This is a genomic window from Pseudomonas sp. 67(2021), assembly GCF_017491835.1.
Taxonomy (GTDB): domain Bacteria; phylum Pseudomonadota; class Gammaproteobacteria; order Pseudomonadales; family Pseudomonadaceae; genus Aquipseudomonas; species Aquipseudomonas atacamensis.
In genome coordinates this window covers 80,197-99,924 of sequence record NZ_JAFGYL010000006.1, presented here as the reverse complement: position 1 = coordinate 99,924, position 19,728 = coordinate 80,197, and the positions used below count along the sequence as shown (strand labels likewise).

Genomic DNA, 19,728 nt, shown 5'->3' with positions numbered 1-19,728 from the left:
GCAGTCCACCGCGTAACAATTACTTAAAGAATGAATGGAGTTTTTCTGTATGGGCCCATGGCTCGATAGCATCACCGGATGGCTCGGCGCCAATCCGCAGTGGCTGGCCGCAGCGGTGTTCATCGTGGCGTGCGTGGAATGTCTGGCGATCGCCGGGCTGATCGTGCCGGGCACGGTGCTGCTGTTTGCCGTGGCGGTGCTGGCCGGCAGCGGCGCGCTGTCATTGAGCGAAACGCTGCTGCTGGGCTTTCTTGGCGGCATTCTTGGCGACCTGATTTCCTACTTCCTCGGCCGCCATTTCCACCAGAACATCCGCCGCCTCCCCGGGCTACGCCATCACCCGGAATGGATGGCCGGCGCCGAGTCGTACTTCCAGCGCTATGGCATCGCCAGCCTGCTGGTCGGGCGTTTCATCGGCCCGCTGCGGCCGATGCTGCCGATGGTCGCCGGGATGTGCGACATGCCCTTCCCGCGTTTCTTCGCCGTCAGCCTGCTGGCCGCTGCGGGCTGGAGCCTGGCTTATCTATTGCCGGGCTGGGCCACGGGCGCAGCGTTCCGCCTGCCATTGCCTGAAGGTTTCTGGCTCGAAGCCGGGATTGTCGCGGCCAGCATTGCGGTGATGGTCGGCCTGAGCGTCAACAGCAGCGTGCGCCGCCATCGTCGCGCGACAATCTGGATCGGCGGCATGAGCCTGTTGATCCTGATCGGGCTGTTTATCGGCTATCCATACCTCACCGCGCTCGACAACGGTGTGATGACTCTGGTGCAGGAACATCGCCAGCCAGCGCTGGACGAAATCGCCGTGACGCTGACCCTGATCGGCGAATTCCGCAACATGCTGCTGTTCAGCGCCCTGCTCGTCATATTGCTGTTGCTGTGCAAGCAGTGGCGCCAGGCAGTGTTCGCGGGCGCCACCATGCTGATCACCGCCATGGCCAACACCGGCACCAAGTATTTTTTCGCCCGGGTACGCCCGGAAGTGCTCAGCGATCCACTGACCACCTACAGCATGCCCAGCGGCCATGCTTCTGGCGCATTCGCCCTGTTCCTGACGCTGGGTGTCCTGGCCGGACGCGGGCAGCCGCCACGCATGCGCCTGACCTGGCTGCTGATTGCCTGCATCCCGGCATTCTCCATTGCTTTGTCGCGGGTCTATCTCGGCGCGCACTGGCCAACCGACATATTGGCCGGTGCAATGCTTGCAAGCTGCGTCTGCGCCGCGATGCTGTGGTTAAACCAGCGGCAGGCGCCGCTCAACGCCATGCCTTTCAAGATCTGGTGGCTGATCCTGCCGTCCATGGTCGCGCTGTTCGGATTCTTCGTTATGCGCCACTTGCCACATACATTGTTGCGTTACGCCTACTAAAACAGGCAATTTACAAGCGACATTTCTTATACGCCGCTCTTTCGGAATATTCCGACAAGAGCGGCGCTTGCAACCTACGCAAACTTCCTCCCTCCCGGTTAACTTTCCTGGTTATAAAACCGACATTTCCGCATTCTCGATCGACGCAAAACTAGCGTTACATATTCAAGTTGAAACATGCCTGCTCAGTGTTTCGCGCTTTTGAAAAACAGTTAGATTGATGGGCCCGACTCGGTCATTTGCTGGCTATCCATATTTATTCAAACCATGCATTGAAGTTCTGCCGAGTCATACAACAATCCATTTCTTATCGAGTCTTTCATGAGTCCAAAAATACCCCGCAAGACGTCAGTCACAACCACGCATCAAACTGATGCAAACGTACCAACGCCACATCGGCCCATGTTTGATGTCAGCAGCATTGAAATATCGCCAAGAGCCGGCATCCCCGATCTTGCGCTGCACAGTACCAACTTCGACAGCGCCCTTGCCGATGCGAATCCGCGGTTGCCAGCGGTTGAAATCTTTCAGTTACCGGCACACAGCGCCTATCGCTCGGAACATTCCACTTCAATAAACGATTACTGGTTATCAGAGACCTTTGTGCGTGGAATGCAGCCTGCCGACAATGATGGATTTCGCTGGATCGTTGGCAGAAAGTTCGCAGACGTCGAATATCAGGGAGCTCTGCAAACCACGCATGTGGGTGAGGATGAAACCGGCGCGTTGCGCAGCAAGTTACTCACCGAGCGCGTTCCCTCCGGACCGCGCCTGTACAAAAACGCAGACAGCCCCACCTGGCGCCTGACCGAACAACCCGCGCCAAAGCGACCGCGCCTCGCCCCCGTGACAATACCCATCAATCAAAGTCGTTACAGCCCATCCTGGCGTTCGCCGGATGCTCAGGGCTATTACGAAATGAATCCGCTATTTGGCTCACGCAAAGACAACATGCTGTTCGCCTTCCGGGATTCATATGGCAATTACATAGCGGTTGATCCTCCAGCGGGTGGATTCGCAGCGTCGCCGCTCCACCTCAAACAGTGGACCGATCATGAGATATGGCAGCTATATGGGCTACAGGGCGAGGACATTGCGCGCTTTCGTGTCCAAGCCCAGGCCACCGGCACGCCGCCACAGTGGGCACACCCCACAACCACGGAAAATCCGCGAACCGATCTGCTGCGCGACTCGTTGCGCTGGCTGCACCCGCAGATGGGCTTTGCAGAGCGCGAAGCCTTTCTGCAATCGTTCAATCTGCTGCCCAGGCAACTCACACGCTTGCAGCAGGAAATGGCCAGCCATCTGACGCTCCCGGCGTGGGCACTGGCGCACAAGCGCTTGCTGGAGGACGTCAGCAACCCGCAACGCTTCGACCAGTTTGCCGCCGATGCGCTCGAGCAGCTCAACCTCAAGCGCAATGCCCGCCACGATTGGTACGACGCAGAAAACAGCCTGACCCCCGAGGTGCGCGAAGCGCTGTTGAAACAGCTCGGTTATCTGCGCAACAAGAACAACTGCCTGTACCGCACGGACATTCCGGCGCTGTTTCGCGGTGACGAGCGCACGCCGTTCGAGCTGGCGAACGACGGCACCATGCTGCCGCGCTATCACCACGAACCCGGCGCGACCACACACAAGCCGATCAGCGCGACGTTCAGTCTCCAGGCAGGACAGGGATATGCCCGCACCCCCGATCCCGAATACCTGCGTTTCAACAGCCAGACCCATAAATACCCGGGACGCGACACGGGCGACAGCGGTTCGGAAAGCGGCGCAAGCGACGCCAGTGATACACCGAGTGACTCCTCGTCAGACTGGTCGGATCCTGACAGCCCTGTGGCATGGGATCACGAACGCGGCTACCGGTCCACGCGCACACGGCAGACGGAAATGTTTCTCTACGCACTCGACACGCGCGATCTGGAGGTCGTCCCCCACGAAGAAAACATGATGTTCAATTCCGCTGCGCGTGACACCCCGCCGACCTGGTTCCCCTCCGACGATTTCGAAGGGCTGATCTCGGTCACGCGCAGAGGAGTTTCAGCCGAGCGTGTCTGGTTACTGAACACAGACCTGACCAAGGGCGCCAGGGTCGAAGACATCAAAGAGCAGGCTGGGGCAAACGCTGATCGAATCGAAGCGGCCACCCATGCCGGGCACTCCAACCGGTTCGAATACGACCAGTTGATCGACCAGGTGGAGGCGGCGGGCCTGCCGATAATCAGGCTCTCAGGCAACAAGGACGAGTTTGCCCATGACATCGCCTGGCCCGAACTTCAAATGCTCAAGTAAAGCCGCCAGGGAAACCGGCTCCTCATGCACACCATTAAAGGATTAATACGTGTCGAAACTCATCGTTCCCGCGGCTCATGTCGCCCACGTGCGCGCGCTTCAAGTTACCCCCATAGACGCCTCGGCCAATGCCCATACGCCGTCCACACCCATGCCCGATCGAGCGGACGTGCCAGGCGAGGTGCCTGACAGCCCCCCATCCCTTCGCCAGACTCTGAAGGCAATCGACAAACACCTGGGCCCACTGCGTATCGGCGAGGTCGTGATCAGTCGGGTCGAGTTGCAAGCGCTGGGGGCGACCGTAGACGGTCAACCTGTCAGTCCGGCGAATGCCAACATGAAGCGCGTGGATCAGGCTTTTCTGGACGGACTCCATTTCGAGTCCGCAAAGGTGCAGTCCCGCTTGAAAGCCGTGGACTTTCCCGACAATGACATGGCGGCACTGCTGTTCTATGAGATTGCCTGCAAGCGCTCGGTCGATGCCGGCCCATTGTTCGTCAGTGATACGCCGCTGGTTTCGGGCAGCGCCATGGATCGTCTCAACAAATTGGGCAAGGCTGCGCAAAAGCTGGAAATCCACCGGGCGGACGCGTTTGAACACGCGCCCGGCTGGATCAACAAGACCAAAAGCTATTTGATGAGCGGCGCAGGAGTCGGCATGCAAGCCTTCGGCATCTACAGCGGCTACATGGCCCTGACCGATGCGATCAAAAAAGGCGAGGCGCTGGAAATGCTCTACTACGGCGGATCCATCGCCGCAGAACTCGGCTCGCTGATCATTGAGCGGGGTCTGGCCAGAACAGGCCAGGCAATGCTGACTCAGGGCAGCAATGTACTGAGGGGTTTTGCGCTGACCTCGATCGGCAAATACATGAGCCGTGGCGCGGGAATGTTCGCCAGCGCGATCACCTTGCCGTTCGACATTGTCGACGCGATCAAATCGTTCAACGCCGCCGCCGCGTCATCGGGCAAAGAAGCTCAGGACCATTATTTCAGCGCTGCCCTGAGTGTAGCGGGCGCAGGCATCAGCCTGGTGCTGGGCGTCGCCGCGCTGGCCGGTTTCGGCAGTGTTGCCGGCCCGCTCGGCCTCGCGGCTGCCGCACTGCTCATCTCCGGTTCATTGATCTATCAAGCCGCCAGGGTCGTCGACCAGATCGATGATTACATCGAACTGACAACACTCGAGCGTCTGCGCTCGGGATGGTTCGCTTTTACCGGCAAGGAACTGGACGCCGAAGTGATGGATCGCTTCAAGCTGTCCAGGCTTTCCAGTGACTACGAAAAACAGCTCGAACTGTCGGCCAAAGACATGCTTGCCGGCGCTTACAGCGACTCCATCGCCCAAGTGGTCAATGGCGCGTTTCGCGCCGAATTGCGCCCTGTCGAACTATGGCGTTACCAGTGGGACGAAAGCGTCGGGCAGCCGCCGTTCAGACTCGACAGCCAGGCGGTGATCGTTGGCGGCGACGATATCATCGATGCAAGCCATGGATTACCCGACAACCTCAAGGGCGTTGTCAACGGCAGTGCAGGCGAAGGCAAAGGCGTGTTCTGGCGCCTGGGCGACGGCAATGACCGTGTCACTGGCGTCAAGGCGCAGCCCAACCTGTTTACCTACCGCCAGGGACACAAGGCGCTCAGCGGTGGCGACAAAAACGATGCGTTCTATCAGCAGGTCGCTGACGAGGAACTGGATCGGCTGACCAAACCGCCGCACATCAACGTGCTGGACGGCGGCGACGGTAGCGATACGTTTGCGTTCGAAGGCCAGCGGCCGGCCATTGATACACGATACATCGGCCATCGGATTGACCTGCCGAGCGGCAAGGTCACGCTGCGTGGTCTGGACCCGGAAGGCCCAGGCATTGAAGTCGCGCACCTGACATCGTTCGAGAACGTTTCGACGCTGCGCAAAGGCAGCAGCCACGTCATCGGCAATACCGAGGCCAACCAGATCTCCGCCCATGGCCATGATCGCGTCAGCGCCGGTGCCGGCAACGACACGATTGCCATCTATGGCCTCGAATGTCACGTGGACGGCGGTAGCGGCGTCGATCGCTATTACATCGCTCACACCAACGCACGCACGACAATTACCGAGGACAGCGCGCATTCGAGCGTGATCGAATTGGGCTGGCCGTACGCGGTGATTCAGCGCTGGCAGATCATCGGCACCTCGCTGGTGATCAATTCCTTGCGCGGCAAGGACGGCGACGACCCGGACCACGTGCTGACCCTGGAAAACGTCTATCGAATGGTCGACGGCCAGCGTCGGTTGCATAACGATCGATGGCTGTTCCGCACCCAGGATGGCTACGAACTGCTGGCTCAGCTCCCTCAGGAACCAGGTCCAGCGCTGAGTCAGGACATCGATGTCGCCGTGACCGTCATTGGTCAGCCCGCCCCTGCCCCGGCGATCGTCAATGGCGGTACGGTGACGATCGACAATCAGAGCCTGGGCCGACATTTTGTCACCCGTACTCAGCGCGAGGTCGAGTTCGTCATCGCACGCAGCGCCACCAGGCCGCGCAGCGTTTTTCTGGACTACGGCGACGACGAAATCATCGACGTCGAGCTCAGCTATGCCGTCCAGGTGCGCAAAGGCGTTTCGGGCAATACTCACCTGACCTACAAAGACTTCTGCCTGTCGCTGCGGTTGCCGGCAAAAGTGCTGGCATTCAAGGGCGTGATTCAACCGATCGCTGCCGCCACCGGGTACAGCGGGCGCAACAGCCTCAAAGTGACCACGCCGCAATTGGCGCAAGACATCGTTGTGGTCATGCGGGACGGAGTGTCCTATCGCCTGCAACTGCCGCACCTGGACTACGAAGAGGACGCCAACAACCCCGGCGCACGACAGGTCAGCACTCGAAGCTGGCTGAAACGGCGCAACGGCAAATACCCGTTCACCCGGCCCGCCATCAGTGAGAAGCCGCTGCTGACCGATCGACCCAGCAAAATCGTCATCGAATCCCGGGCGCATACCGGCATTTATCTGCTTGAGGGTCATAGCGCGACGTACGACATCTACCTGGCCAGCAACTGCATCGTGCGCCTGGCCACACCTGGGGCTGCGGCAAAAACGGCCAACGCCTCAAGCTGGAATCTGTACACCAGGACAATGGACGAAACCGTCACTCGCGACGAAATCCAATTGCAGGACAACCGCTTGCGCATCGCCAGCGTGACTGTCCAATTGCCGGATATCGGCGATGACACACCGGTGGAATCGGTCAGCGTGGCAACCACCGCCGGCAATCTCTATCAAGTCTCGCTGCTGCTCGAGATGTTGCAGCTGTACGTGATCAATGCCCAAGGCTACGCCAGCGTCGATGCGCTGTTGGCCGAAATCGAGCAACACCGGCAGCGCAACGAGTTGGCAGCGCGGGTCTACGTGACTCACATCGGCTACCAGCCCGACACAGTGGGCACGCTGGTTTACAACTCGGTAAACCGCCACTGGAGCCTGCTGACTGATCGGCAGACACGCGTCAAACGCGAAGACCTGTTCATTCCCGTCAACATCAACTGACCGCGCGCTGCCGGTTTCAACAACGTGCCGGGATGGACCTGAGCTCCATTCCGGCACTTGATCACCTCGGCCAATGACTGGCCGGGTTCACTACATGGAATGACCTTTATGCGCCAGAAACCCGGGACACTTCGCCCATTACCGACACCGGAAACGCCGGGCACCTCGACCTCCCGCCCGATCAGCCTGGATCGTCCCATCGATCTTGATGCACGCTTGCCTGGCCGCGTCAGGCCGGACGGCTCGCTCACATCGCCGGACATTCTCGCCCGCGGTCCTCACGGCAGTCACGCCAGCCCGGAACCCGTGATAACGGTGAGCCGGATCCTTGATGCGCAGAGGCCTACTCAGCGGTCTGCCATGTCGCCGCTGGAGGCTTACCTGCAAGACATCGACGGGACTCTACGCCCGGATGCAGACGGCCTGAAAGAATACAAGGGGCGCAAGTTCGCAGACGTCGCCAACGACGACGGATCGGCCGCAGGGCAGACGGTAATGGTGGCGTACCACGATCTGATCAAAGCCTGGCGCGCCAGATTGCCCAGTGAACGGACGCCATCGGGACCGCCTCTTTATCGAGTCGCGGACACTGATTTGTGGGGTTTGAACAAGCCCATCGAAGAGTACCCGCCCGACCGCTACACCCTGTATGAGTTGGCCAAGCCGCGTTCCCAGCCGGTGCCGAACGAACAAGGTTATTACGCGGTACACGAATGGGCGGAAAATCCCTATGAAGGGCAAGTGAATACTCGGCTGAATGTCGGCTTCGCATTCAAGGGCAAATATGGCCGCCTGATCAAGGCAGACCCGAGCGAAGCACGCGCGGATGCCGCCTTGCCGTTGAAGCTGGTGAACTGGACCGATGGCGAACTATGGGATGTGTACAGCCTGCGCGGCGCAGAAATTCTTGCCTTTCGTACCGAGGCCGAGGCCATCGGGGGCCCGCCGGGCTGGGCAAGACGCAGAGATATCAAAAGTCACTACAAATTCCTTCTGGATTCCATGAAATGGTCCCACCCGCAAAAGACTCGCAGTGAGTGCGCCGAGCTTTTACGCACCTACAATCTCAGCACCGCGCAACAAAAACGCTTGCGTCCGGACATGGAAAACGGCTTTCCCGCATGGGCCGAACAGCACAAAAGCCTGACCCGAAATGTGCAGGATGCCAAACGCTTCGAACCGATTGCCGAAGAGCTTGGCCCCTTCAGTCTGAGACTGCGGCAAGAAGGTGAAAGCATCGAGGGTGACTTGCCGCCTGTCCAACAGCGTTACGAAGCAGACTTTTTGCAAAGCTATCTGGAACATGCCGGCTACATGCGCAACAAGCATGATTATCTTTACCGTACGGATATTCCGGCAATGTTCCGCGCCGATTTGCGCACCCCCTTCGAACTGGCGCGGGACAAACGTTTGGTGAAGTTGCGGGGCAACCCTTCCGACTCGACAACCCGGCATGCCTTCAGCTCGACGTTTTCATTGGGCAACGGCATTCAATACCTGCGTTTTGATTACTACTCCAACCCTCGGCACTACAACAGCCAGGCCAATCGCTATCCGGGGCATTTTTCCGACAGTGACTCATCCAGCGGAAATCGACACAGTTCGGGTGAAGAGTCAGACACCTCATTTGAAATGGATAATTCGCGCGATTATCCGTTGCTGCGACGCAAACAGACACATGGTTTCCTGTATGTCATCGACACCCGCGGCATCGAAGTGGTCCCAAGGGTGGAAAACCTTTACCTGAACAACAGGGATTTTGATGGCGACAGCCACGAAGGACGTATTTCCATGCCCACGCGAGGCATCAGTGCCGAGCGGATATGGCTGGTGCGCTCGGACCTGAGTCGGGCGGCAAGAGTCGAGGATGTTTTCAGGAAGGCCGGAGGCGATGCCGCGGATATCGAGGAGCACACTTGGGCTGGGGGCAATCACAACAATTCATACGATCAGTTGATCGATCGCGTAGCTGCCTCCAATGGCCCCATAGTGAGGCTGCCCAAGGGCAGGAAAACATGTTCCAACGATATAGTCTGGCCCGTTGCTGAACATCATCGGCCGTGAAATCCAGACGCCATTCGATAACGAATGGCGTCTGTCCTTCAATGGCGGCGTTGCGCTATTTGAGCACGCTGATCACAAACCTTGCGGGTTTTGGATTGAAGGCGTTATGCCCTGTCCCGTTGGGGTTCGCGTCGAGGAATTTGCTCATGCCATCGCTTACCTGACGATACAGCGGTTTATCTTTCGGCTCGCTGTTCAATTCGATATAAGCCGGGCCGGATGCGATATTGCTTAAAGAAGCCTTGGCCACGCCGTAGGTACTGATTGAATAGAGTTGTGCCGGAGCGCTGGTGCTGACCAGCAAATTATGTGTCTTGTCTTCGATGAATAATCGCGCACCGTCAAACACGCCCGGATGGATCACTTGGATTGCGTAAAAGTTACCTTCAGGAACAAATTTCAACAGCAACGGAGCATCGTCCTCATTGTCAGCCAAGGTGATAAGGGCGGATGTCCGCGAGTCGGCCAACCCCACTTCAGCATCGAGTTTTTCGCCTTGAGTTATGCGCTTGTGGCGCAGGGTCTGTTGCAGGCGTTGCTGATTAAGAACTACCGGAAGACCGTCCAGATAAAGATTGGCACTGAAGCTTTCATTGTTTACTTTTGCCAAAGACATAGAACTACCCATTGGTAAACACTCTGCTGTCATGTTCAAGACAGCGACAGAAAATTTGAAAAAGGAAAAGGATCAGATAGCGACTGTGGCTGTTGCCGACATCCGCAGAACATCGCCATCTGGAATGTTTTCGGTTTTTCGTTTCCGCCGGGCCATTACCATGCGATCCGCATAAATCGCTGCCGCCTCAATGACGTGGCCAGCGTTATGATCAGTACCGGCATGCTTCAAGATATACTTGCCAGCAATATCGTCCCAGAATGCCCGTTCATCTTCATATAAAGTCATGATTTATCCTTGTTATTTTCAAGTTGCTCGCATCCTGCGAGCAACTTGAAATTAAGACAAAGACAAAAGCGAAACAATACTGGCAGGCAGCGCGAGTTGATTCAAAGTGAAACTAGGCGAACAGTTCGCCCTGCAGTTCGTCGAGTAATGCCTGGATCGCATCCAGCCGTTGCTGTGGGTCGTCGAGTTGCAGCAGATCGATCTTGTCCTCTTCGGCAAAAGGCAACAGATAGGCAAGCTGATTGGCCAACGACTGTTGCCCGGCGGCTTCGGTGCCCATGTTCAACGCCTCGACCATCGGGTGTTCGGCCAGCGCCTTGAGCAGCGCGACCAGGTCGGCGTCCTCGTCCTGCAACGGTTGCTCGGGCTCATCGTCCAGCCATTCGACGTCAGCGACAATCAACTGATCGCGCTGCATTTCGGTGCGCAACACCGTGAAACGCCGCCCGCCTTGCACGCGAATGCCGAGCAAGCCGTTGTCCTGTTGCTCGAAATCGGTGATCCGCGCCTCGCAACCGACCATTGCGAAACCTTCTGGTGCCACACCGACTTCGCTGCCCTCAAGGATGCACACCACCCCGAAGCCGACGCCCTGTTTCATGCAGCGGCCGATCATGTCGAGGTAGCGCGCCTCGAAGATCTGCAGATCGAGGTTGCAGCCGGGGAACAGCACCGTGTTCAGCGGAAAAAGCGGCAGACTCATAGACATTTCCTTACACCACCATCGACACCGCCAACGGCAGGAACACCGCCGTGGCCACGCCCATCAAACTCATTGCCAGCGCGGCGAACGCGCCGCACTCGTCGTTTTCCTGCATCGCCACCGCCGTGCCGACCGCATGCGCGGTCATGCCCAGCGCCATGCCGCGCGCTTCGGGGCTGTGCACGCCGAGGCGGGTCAGCAGCGCCGGGCCGAAGATCGCGCCAATCACCCCGGTGATCAGCACGAACACCGCGGCCAGCGCCGCCACGCCGCCGATCTGCTCGGCGACCAGCATGGCGATCGGCGAGGTCACCGATTTCGGCGCCATGGTCATCAGGATCATGTGATCGGCACCGAACCACCAGCCCAGCGCCACGCCCATGCCCGTTGCGACCACCCCGCCTATCACCAGCGTAGTAAAAATCGGCCAGAACAATTGGCGAATGCGCCGCAGATTCAAATACAGCGGCACCGCCAGCGCCACCGTGGCCGGCCCCAGCAGAATGCTGAGGATCTCGGTGCTCTTGCGGTATTCCGCGTAAGTCAGGCCGCAGCCGACCAGCACACCGATCACCAACAACATGGAGACCAGCACCGGTTGCAGAAAGATCCAGCGGGTTTTCTCGAACGCCGCCAGCACCAGCTGATAGGCACCGAGGGTGATGCCGATGCCGAACAGCGGATGATGAATCACCGACGCCCACGCGCCTTGCCAGTCAAACAGCATCAGGACTCCTCCGCCGGCGGCGCGTGACGTTTGACCAGCCGCTGCATGAGCACGCCGGCAAAGGCCATCGACAGGATCAGCGAGATCACCAGCGCGCCGACAATCGCCCAGAAATCCGCTGCAATCGCCGTGGCATACACCATCACGCCCACCGCCGGCGGCACCAGCAGCAACGGCAGATAACGCAGCAGACTGCCCGCTGCCTGATTCAACGGCTCGCCGACTTCACCGCGAATGATCAGAAACACCAGCAACAGCAGCAGCCCGATGATCGGCCCCGGCAATATCGGCAACAGCAAGTGATTGAGCGCGGTGCCAAGCAATTGGAACAGCACCAGCAGGGTCAGGCCACGTAACAACATCCGACATCTCCGTCTTACATTTTCAGCCAGCAGGGGCTCGGCATTATAAGCATGCCGGCGCTATGGACCGGCATTCGCCAAAAGCATGGTCGGTTGACCTGAGCAAATCGCCATGATGATCTACAGTGGTTCGCAGGCCGGTCAAATCCGCCCCCTGAAAAACTATAAAACCGATGAACCCAAGGAGAGTCTCAATGCCCTATGTTCCCGTTGCAGAGCTCAAAGATTATGTCGGCAAGGAACTTGGACGTTCCGAATGGCTCACCATCGATCAGGAGCGCATCAACCTGTTCGCCGAAGCCACCGGTGATTTTCAGTTCATTCACGTCGATCCGGTCAAGGCTGCGCAAACGCCGTTTGGCAGCACGATTGCCCATGGTTTCCTGTCGCTGTCGCTGATGCCAAAACTGATGGAAGACATCCTCGTGCTGCCCGAAGGCGTGAAGATGGTCGTCAACTATGGCCTGGACAGCGTGCGTTTCATCCAGCCAGTCAAGGTCAACTCGAAAGTCCGACTGAAGGTCGACATGGTCGAAGTGACCGAGAAAAAACCCGGCCAGTGGTTGCTCAAGGCTACCGCGACACTGGAGATAGAAGGTTCGGACAAACCGGCCTACATCGCCGAGCCGCTGTCACTCTGCTTCGTCTGATCATCCCGGATGCGAAGCAGCGCACGCTGTTTCGCGTCACGTCTGTATATATGCGACGCATAGCTGCGGCATACTCGGTCGCCTAATTGCCCGGATCCCGCTATGCGCTCAATCGCTCGACTTGCACCCCTTGCCCTGACCCTGATGCTCACCGCTTGCGGCGACGGCGAATCGCTGTTGCCGCCGGATGCGCGCCTGCCCGATGGCGGTCGCTATCGCGGTGAGCTGGTCGACGGCTTGCTGCAAGGTCAGGGCCGCGTCGACTACCCCAACGGCAGCTGGTACGCCGGGGAGTTCGACAAGGGCCAGTGGCACGGGCAGGGCGAATGGCATGGCAGCAACGGCGAGGTCTATCGCGGCCAGTTCCAGCAAGGGCTGTTCGATGGTCAGGGCAGCCTGAGCACCAATGCCAGCAGTTATACCGGTGGTTTCAAGCAGGGCCGGCGCGATGGCGAAGGCACGCTAAAAGAAAACGGCATGACCTATCGCGGCGAGTTCAAGGCTGACCAGTATTCCGGCCTCGGCCGTCTGGAAATGGACGACGGCAGCTCCTATCAAGGCCAGTTCGCCCACGGCAAACCCAACGGCGAAGGCCAGCGCGGCGATGCCAGCGGCAATTCGTTCAGCGGGCATTTCGTCAACGGCCAACTGGAAGGCAACGGCACTTACAACAGCGCCGACGGCGATATCTACGTCGGCGGTTTCAAGAACAATCAACTGCACGGCAAGGGCCGCTACGAGAACGCCGACGGCGACGTCTGGCTCGGCCAGTTCAAGGAAGGCGCGCTGACCGGCAAGGGCGAATTGATCGGCGCGGATGGCAGCCATTACATCGGTGTGTTCAATGACTGGCGCTTCACCGGCCAGGGCCGTTTGAACCTCGCCGATGGCAGCTTCTACATCGGCGGCTTCGACAACGACAGCTATTCAGGACGCGGCACGCTGGTGCTGACCGATGGCAGCGTGCTCAGTGGCACCTGGATCAACGGCCAACGCGTTCGTGACGCCGACGGCAAGTTGCTGCCCGACACTCTCGAACTCGGTTTGCTCGCCCAGGGTCGTCTGCTCGACGACGCACTGGCGGCGATTCCCGCTTCGACTCCGGCAGTCGAGTTGTACACCCTGACCCTCGGCGGCGACGGCAAGCAAAGCGTGTTCCTGCGTGAATCAGACTATGTCGCCAACATGCTCAATACGCGCTTCGGCGCCTTCGGCCAGATTCGTCTGGTCAATCATCGCGATCATCTCGGCGACCGGCCGATGGCCACCCGGGAAAACCTGCGCCGCGCCGCGCAAGCCCTTGCCGAACGCAGCGGGCCGGAAGATCTGCTGTTCATTTATCTGACCAGCCACGGCACCGCCGAGCATGAACTGGTGCTCGATCAGCCGCGCATGGAACTGGCCGACCTGCCCGCCGATGAGCTCGCCGCCGTGCTCGCGCCGCTGAAGCATCGCGACAAGGTCATCGTGATTTCTTCGTGCTATTCCGGCGGCTTCATCCCGGCGCTGAAAGACGAACGCACGCTGATCATGACTGCCTCGCGCGCCGATCGGGTGTCGTTCGGTTGCTCGGAAGAAGCCAACTTCACTTATTTCGGCGATGCGCTGTTTGCCCAGGCACTGAACCAGACCGACGACCTTGAGCAGGCATTCAAACTGGCCAAGGCCACCGTCGCCGAACGCGAACTGGCCGACGGCTTCGAAGCCTCGGAGCCGCAGATCTGGGCGCCGAAAACCGTGCTGTCGCACTGGCAGCTGCTGCGAAAACAGCAGGCGCGCAAAGCGTTGCAAAGCAGCGCATTGAACGACGCGGCGAAAAAAGGCAACTAAGCTGAACAGTATCAAGGGAGAGACACTATGTACTTGACGCCTCAGCACGTATTGCTTGCCGGAGCCACCGGACTGACCGGTGAACATCTGCTCGACCGTTTGCTCAACGAGCCAACCATTACCCGTGTCCTCGCCCCTTCACGTCGGCCGCTGGCCGAGCATCCGCATCTGGAAAACCCGGTCGGCGACCCGCAGGCGTTTCTGCCGCAGCTCAGTGGCCGGGTCGATATCGCCTACTGCTGCCTCGGCACCACGATCAAACAGGCCGGCTCCGAAGAAGCCTTTCGCGCAGTCGATCTGGACATGGTCGTGGCGTTCGCCAAGCGCGCGCGGGAGATGGGCGCGCGGCACCTGATCGTGATCAGTGCGATTGGCGCCGATCCGAATTCCTCGGTGTTCTACAACCGGGTCAAGGGTGAAATGGAACAGGCGCTGCGCGCGCAGAACTGGCCGCAGCTGACCATTTGCCGACCTTCGCTGCTGCTTGGCGAACGCACCGAACCGCGTCTGGTCGAGCAACTGGCCGGGCCGTTGTCGAAGCTGATTCCGGGCAAATACCACGGCATCGAAGCGTGCCAGTTGGCGCGAGCAATGTGGCGCCTGGCGCTGGAAGAACAGGATGGGGTGCGGGTGATCGAGTCGGATGAGCTGCGCAAGCTCGGCAAATAATCCATCCGCCCATGATGATCGTTCCCACGCTCTGCGTGGGAATGCAGCCATGGACGCTCTGCGTCCTAAAAAGCGTGACGCGGAGCGTCACAGGATGCGTTACCACGCAGAGCGTGGGAACGATCAGTCGCTACAATCCACCAGTCGCCTGAAAGCCCACGCCAATCACGGTGAGCAACGACAACGGCAACAACAGCGTATCGAGCAACGCGCTAGCCGGCAGGTCCACGCCCGGATAGCTCGGCGCCTCGGCACCGAACCGGTCCATGGCGCAGCAGCCGCCGTTCAACGCATACAAATCCAGGCGCGTCCCGGCGTACACCACCGGTGCGCCGGGTTTGGCCGCATCCAGCGTGCGCACGGTGGCGCACCCGCCCAATTGCAGCGCCAGCACAAGCACCAGCAGCTTATTCATCGCTGCTCAGGTGATGCTCGCCCCAGCGCGGCAGCATGTCCTGTGGGATGCCAAGCAGATTGAGAATCCGCGCCACAACGAAGTCGATCAGATCATCGATGGTCTGCGGCTGGTGATAGAAGCCCGGCGAGGCCGGCAGAATCGTCACGCCCAGATTCGACAGCTTGAGCATGTGCTCCAGATGAATGCTCGAGTACGGCGCCTCACGCGGCACCAGAATCAACTGACGGCGCTCTTTCAGGGTGACGTCCGCCGCGCGTTCGATCAGGTTGTTGCATGCGCCGGTGGCAATCGCCGACAGCGTGCCGGTCGAACACGGCACCACCACCATGGCTGCCGGCGAGCCGGAGCCGGAGGCTACCGGCGACATCCAGTCTTCCTTGCCGTACACGCGAATCTGCCCAGCAGCCGCGCCGGTATATTCGGTCAGAAAGGCCTGCATCATCTGCGGCTTGTTCGGCAGGGACACGTCGGTCTCGGTGGCCATTACCAGTTGCGCAGCCTTGGAGATCAGGAAGTGCACTTCGCGATCTTCGCGCACCAGGCAATCGAGCAGGCGCAAACCGTACTGCGCGCCCGAAGCACCGGTCATCGCCAGGGTGATGCGTTCCGGGCCGCCGGCCTGGGAAAAACTGTTCATTGCAGTGCCTCGGCGAGCTTGCCGTGCAGGCCGCCGAAGCCGCCGTTACTCATGATCACCACGTGCGTGCCGGGCTGCGCCTGGCTCTTCACGCGTTGGATGATGCCTTCCAGCGAATCGCTGACGATGGACGGCACGGTGCATAACGCTGCGGTGGCGCCGAGGTCCCAGCCGAGGTTGGCCGGGGCATACCAGATCACCTGATCGGCATCGACCACGCTGTCCGGCAGACCGTCACGGTGGGCGCCGAGCTTCATCGAATTGGAGCGCGGCTCGATGATCGCAATCAGTGGCGCGTCGCCGATGCGTTTGCGCAGGCCATCAAGCGTGGTGGCGATGGCGGTCGGGTGGTGAGCGAAGTCGTCGTAAATGGTGATGCCGCGCACCTCGGCGACTTTCTCCATACGCCGTTTGACGTTCTTGAACGCGCTCAAACCGGCGATGCCCATGGACGGCACCACGCCAACGTGACGCGCTGCGGCCAGAGCAGCCAAGGCATTGGCGACGTTGTGTTGACCGGTCAATTCCCACTCGACGGTGCCCTGGGACACGCCTTCGAACATCACTTCAAACGCCGAACCGTCCTCGCTGAGCAACTTGACCTGCCACTGACCGCCGGCGCCGGTGGTTTGCACCGGCGTCCAGCAGCCCATTTCGATCACGCGCTGCAACGCTGGCTCGGTGGTCGGGTGGATGACCAGACCTTCGCTCGGAATGGTGCGCACCAAATGGTGGAACTGACGCTCGATCGCTGGCAGATCAGGGAAGATGTCGGCGTGATCGAATTCAAGGTTGTTCAGAATTGCCGTGCGTGGACGGTAGTGGACGAACTTCGAGCGCTTGTCGAAGAATGCGCTGTCGTATTCGTCAGCCTCGATCACAAAAAACGGCGTACCGCCCAGGCGCGCCGATACCGAGAAATTCTGCGGCACGCCGCCGATGAGGAAACCCGGGCTCATGCCGGCATGCTCCAGCACCCAGGCGAGCATGCTGCTGGTGGTGGTTTTGCCGTGGGTACCGGCCACGGCCAGCACCCAGCGCCCTTGCAGCACGTGATCGGCCAGCCACTGCGGGCCGGAGACGTATGGCAGGCCTTTGTTCAGCACATATTCCACCGCCGGGTTGCCACGGGACATGGCATTACCGATCACCACCAGATCCGGCGCCGGATCGAGCTGTGCCGGGTCATAACCCTGCGTCAGCTGAATGCCCTGGGCCTCGAGCTGCGTGCTCATCGGCGGATAGACGTTGGCGTCGGAGCCGGTGACGTGATGGCCCAGCTCTTTGGCCAACACCGCCATCGAGCCCATGAAAGTCCCGCAGATACCCAGAATATGAATGTGCATAGTCGACCTCGTAAAACATGGCCGCAGGTTAGCGTAGGGAGGGGGAAATGGCACTCTTTAGCTGAGGGGCGGGCCTGTTCGACCTGATCGTTCCCACGCTCTGCGTGGGAATGCAGCACGGGACGCTCTGCGTCCCAAAGCGGACGCGGAGCGTCCGGGGAGGCGTTACCACGCGGAGCGTGGGAACGATCAGGTCGTCAGGCAGAGCGGGCGATGCCGTGCTTGCGAAGCTTTCTGTACAGCGTATTGCGGCTGACGCCCAACTGTTCAGCGGTATGGGTCATATGCCAGCGCGTCTGCTCAAGCGCATTGAGCAATGCGACACGCTCGGCGTCGTCCAATGGCTGCGCGACAATCTGCGCCGCCACCACCGCCGGCCGCGCCTGCCGAATCATCACCGGCAAATCCTCAACGCCGACCCGCCCGCCATCACACAACGCCGCCAGCGTACGCAGGACATTGCGCAACTGCCGCACATTGCCCGGCCAATCGAACGCCAGCAGCGCCTGCCGCGCGGCTTCGTCGATCAGAATCGTTTCGCCTCCCGCCTCCTCCGCCAGGAGAAAATCCAGCAACTGCGATTTATCACTGCGCTCGCGCAAAGCCGGCAACGCCACTTCCAGCCCGTTCAAGCGGTAATACAGGTCTTCACGGAAACTGCCGTCCTCGACCCGCTCGAGCAAATTGCGGTGCGTCGCACTGATGATGCGCACGTCTACCGCTTGCGGCTCGCCGCCAATCGGCACCACTTGTCGATCTTCCAGCACACGCAGCAAGCGCGTTTGCAACGCCAGTGGCATGTCGCCGATTTCGTCGAGGAACAAGGTGCCGCCATCGGCCTGTTGCAGCTTGCCGCGCATGCCGTCCTTGCGCGCGCCGGTGAAGCTGCCGCCGCGATAGCCGAACAGTTCGCTCTCGATCAGGCTTTCCGGAATGGCCGCGCAATTGAGTGCGACGAAAGCATTGCCGCAGCGCTGGCTGGCCTGGTGCACAGCTTTGGCGAACGCTTCCTTGCCCGAGCCGGTTTCGCCGTTGATCAACAGCGGCACGTCGCGCTCGAACACGCGCAGGGCTTTGCGAAATTCCGCCTGCAACGCTTCATCGCCGAGGCAGATGCCGGACAGGCGTGGCGCTGGAGTAGCGATTGGCGCTGGAACAATGGCAGTAGGTTTGCGCGATTCGCCGCGCAACACCGCGAACAGATGCCGGCCATCACGGGTGCGCAGCGGCCAACTGGCGCTGGCGTTGGCACTCGCGCGGCCAAGCAGGTCATCCAGCGAACAATCGAAAAACGCTTCCACCGGTTTACCGAGCAAACCACCGCGAATATGCCCGAGCAGGTTCATCGCACTCTGGTTGACTGCGCTGATCCGCCCTTCGCCGTCAAACGCCAGCAGCCCTTCACTGAACAGGCCGACGGACTCGGCCTGCAGATGGAAACGCAGCAACCACTGATTGTCGAAACAGCGCAGGAAGTAGCAGCTCTCGATCATTTTCGCCGACAGGTTGACCAGCGCCATGGTGTGGAACTGGCTCTGCCGCGAGACGTCCGGCCGCGCCGAAGACACATCGAGTACCGCCAGCAACTCACCATGGGGATCGAACACCGGGCTCGCCGAACAGGTCAGCCCGGTGTGGCGGCCGCGAAAGTGTTCGTCCTGGTGAATGGTCAGCGCCTGACGCTCCACCAGGCAGGTACCGATGCCGTTGGTGCCTTCGCAGGCTTCGCTCCAGTCAGCGCCGAGCCAGAGCCCGGCACGCTCGAAAATCTTCCGTTCGGCCGGCGCGGTCACGCAATTGAGGATCACCCCACGCGCATCGGTCAGCAGCACCGCATGGCCGGCGCCGGAGAGCTGCTGATGCAGGCTGCTCATCTCGGTGCCGGCGATTTGCAGCACTTGTTGCAGACGTTCGCGACTTTCTAGCACCCGGCCATGCTCGAGCACGGTCGGCGCCATGGTCACAGAAGGATCGAGGTGATAGTCCTCAAGGCAGCGCAGCCACGAACGGGCGATCGATGGATCGGCGCCGGGGCCGTGCAGGTGCGGTTTGCCCTGGGTGACGGTGAGAACCTGGCGGGCATGGCGACTCAAATGGTTGTCGTGCATTTCTTATTGTTCTCCCCGGGGCGCGATGGCCCAAAGCATGAGGTGACGCCCAGCATCCTCCAGCGGCTCCGGCATTGCAATGCTGGCAAGACCGCCCGGTCATGGGCTGTGCCGCAA

16 protein-coding genes are annotated in these 19,728 nt (G+C 60.1%); 7 read left to right on the top strand and 9 right to left on the bottom strand.

The features are described 5' to 3' along the window. Positions 1-49 precede the first annotated feature (49 nt). From J5M66_RS10375 to J5M66_RS10360, 4 genes are all read left to right on the top strand, one after another. Positions 50-1,366: a bifunctional DedA family/phosphatase PAP2 family protein gene (locus J5M66_RS10375; RefSeq protein ID WP_122610978.1), complete on the top strand. Its 1,317-nt coding sequence runs from the start codon at positions 50-52 to the stop codon at positions 1,364-1,366. A 402-nt stretch (positions 1,367-1,768) separates the two neighbouring features. Further along, on the top strand, positions 1,769-3,661 hold the full coding sequence (locus J5M66_RS10370) for a hypothetical protein (RefSeq protein WP_243432970.1): 1,893 nt from the start codon (positions 1,769-1,771) through the stop codon (positions 3,659-3,661). A 181-nt stretch (positions 3,662-3,842) separates the two neighbouring features. Then, complete coding sequence (locus J5M66_RS10365) at positions 3,843-7,193, top strand: calcium-binding protein (RefSeq protein WP_280074483.1); 3,351 nt, start codon at positions 3,843-3,845, stop codon at positions 7,191-7,193. 108 nt (positions 7,194-7,301) lie between these two features. Beyond that, the gene (locus tag J5M66_RS10360) at positions 7,302-9,257 is read left to right on the top strand and encodes a hypothetical protein (RefSeq protein ID WP_207808224.1); all 1,956 of its coding nucleotides are present in this window, start codon (positions 7,302-7,304) and stop codon (positions 9,255-9,257) included. Positions 9,258-9,312: 55 nt separating this feature from the next. Here the strand turns inward: J5M66_RS10360 and J5M66_RS10355 are convergent, their stop codons facing one another. The 5 genes from J5M66_RS10355 to J5M66_RS10335 all read right to left on the bottom strand — a co-directional run bounded on the left by J5M66_RS10355 (position 9,313) and on the right by J5M66_RS10335 (position 11,953). Then, positions 9,313-9,873, bottom strand: a complete 561-nt coding sequence (locus J5M66_RS10355) for a hypothetical protein (protein WP_122881753.1) — start codon at positions 9,871-9,873, stop codon at positions 9,313-9,315. A 72-nt stretch (positions 9,874-9,945) separates the two neighbouring features. Then, the gene (locus J5M66_RS10350) at positions 9,946-10,161 is read right to left on the bottom strand and encodes a hypothetical protein (protein ID WP_024014458.1); all 216 of its coding nucleotides are present in this window, start codon (positions 10,159-10,161) and stop codon (positions 9,946-9,948) included. 112 nt (positions 10,162-10,273) lie between these two features. After that, positions 10,274-10,864, bottom strand: coding sequence for an LON peptidase substrate-binding domain-containing protein (locus tag J5M66_RS10345; RefSeq protein ID WP_110602915.1), 591 nt, complete (start codon positions 10,862-10,864; stop codon positions 10,274-10,276). Between the two features lie 10 nt (positions 10,865-10,874). Next, on the bottom strand, positions 10,875-11,591 hold the full coding sequence (locus J5M66_RS10340; protein ID WP_016773013.1) for an LrgB family protein: 717 nt from the start codon (positions 11,589-11,591) through the stop codon (positions 10,875-10,877). Further along, entirely contained in the window at positions 11,591-11,953 is a 363-nt protein-coding gene (locus J5M66_RS10335; RefSeq protein WP_130888561.1) for a CidA/LrgA family protein, read from the bottom strand. The genes J5M66_RS10340 and J5M66_RS10335 overlap by 1 nt, the downstream gene beginning before the upstream one ends. A gap of 194 nt (positions 11,954-12,147) precedes the next feature. Between J5M66_RS10335 and J5M66_RS10330 the strand changes: the two genes are divergently transcribed. The 3 genes from J5M66_RS10330 to J5M66_RS10320 all read left to right on the top strand — a co-directional run bounded on the left by J5M66_RS10330 (position 12,148) and on the right by J5M66_RS10320 (position 15,102). Beyond that, on the top strand, positions 12,148-12,603 hold the full coding sequence (locus J5M66_RS10330) for a MaoC family dehydratase (protein WP_016773011.1): 456 nt from the start codon (positions 12,148-12,150) through the stop codon (positions 12,601-12,603). A gap of 102 nt (positions 12,604-12,705) precedes the next feature. Then, entirely contained in the window at positions 12,706-14,433 is a 1,728-nt protein-coding gene (locus J5M66_RS10325; protein WP_071173707.1) for a C13 family peptidase, read from the top strand. Positions 14,434-14,460: 27 nt separating this feature from the next. After that, complete coding sequence (locus J5M66_RS10320; RefSeq protein WP_016773010.1) at positions 14,461-15,102, top strand: oxidoreductase; 642 nt, start codon at positions 14,461-14,463, stop codon at positions 15,100-15,102. Positions 15,103-15,232: 130 nt separating this feature from the next. Here the strand turns inward: J5M66_RS10320 and J5M66_RS10315 are convergent, their stop codons facing one another. The 4 genes from J5M66_RS10315 to J5M66_RS10300 all read right to left on the bottom strand — a co-directional run bounded on the left by J5M66_RS10315 (position 15,233) and on the right by J5M66_RS10300 (position 19,611). Next, the gene (locus tag J5M66_RS10315; protein WP_095181909.1) at positions 15,233-15,517 is read right to left on the bottom strand and encodes a YceK/YidQ family lipoprotein; all 285 of its coding nucleotides are present in this window, start codon (positions 15,515-15,517) and stop codon (positions 15,233-15,235) included. Continuing rightward, positions 15,510-16,157 carry a flavin prenyltransferase UbiX gene (gene ubiX / locus J5M66_RS10310; protein ID WP_150638397.1) on the bottom strand — a complete coding sequence of 216 codons (648 nt, stop codon included), beginning with the start codon at positions 16,155-16,157 and terminating at the stop codon, positions 15,510-15,512. Before ubiX ends, J5M66_RS10315 begins: the two co-directional genes overlap by 8 nt. Further along, positions 16,154-17,503, bottom strand: coding sequence for a UDP-N-acetylmuramate:L-alanyl-gamma-D-glutamyl-meso-diaminopimelate ligase (mpl, locus tag J5M66_RS10305; protein WP_207808225.1), 1,350 nt, complete (start codon positions 17,501-17,503; stop codon positions 16,154-16,156). The genes ubiX and mpl overlap by 4 nt, the downstream gene beginning before the upstream one ends. Before the next feature lie 197 nt (positions 17,504-17,700). Further along, a complete protein-coding gene (locus J5M66_RS10300; RefSeq protein WP_207808226.1) occupies positions 17,701-19,611 on the bottom strand; it encodes a sigma-54-dependent Fis family transcriptional regulator in 1,911 nt (636 codons plus the stop codon). Positions 19,612-19,728: the final 117 nt, after the last annotated feature.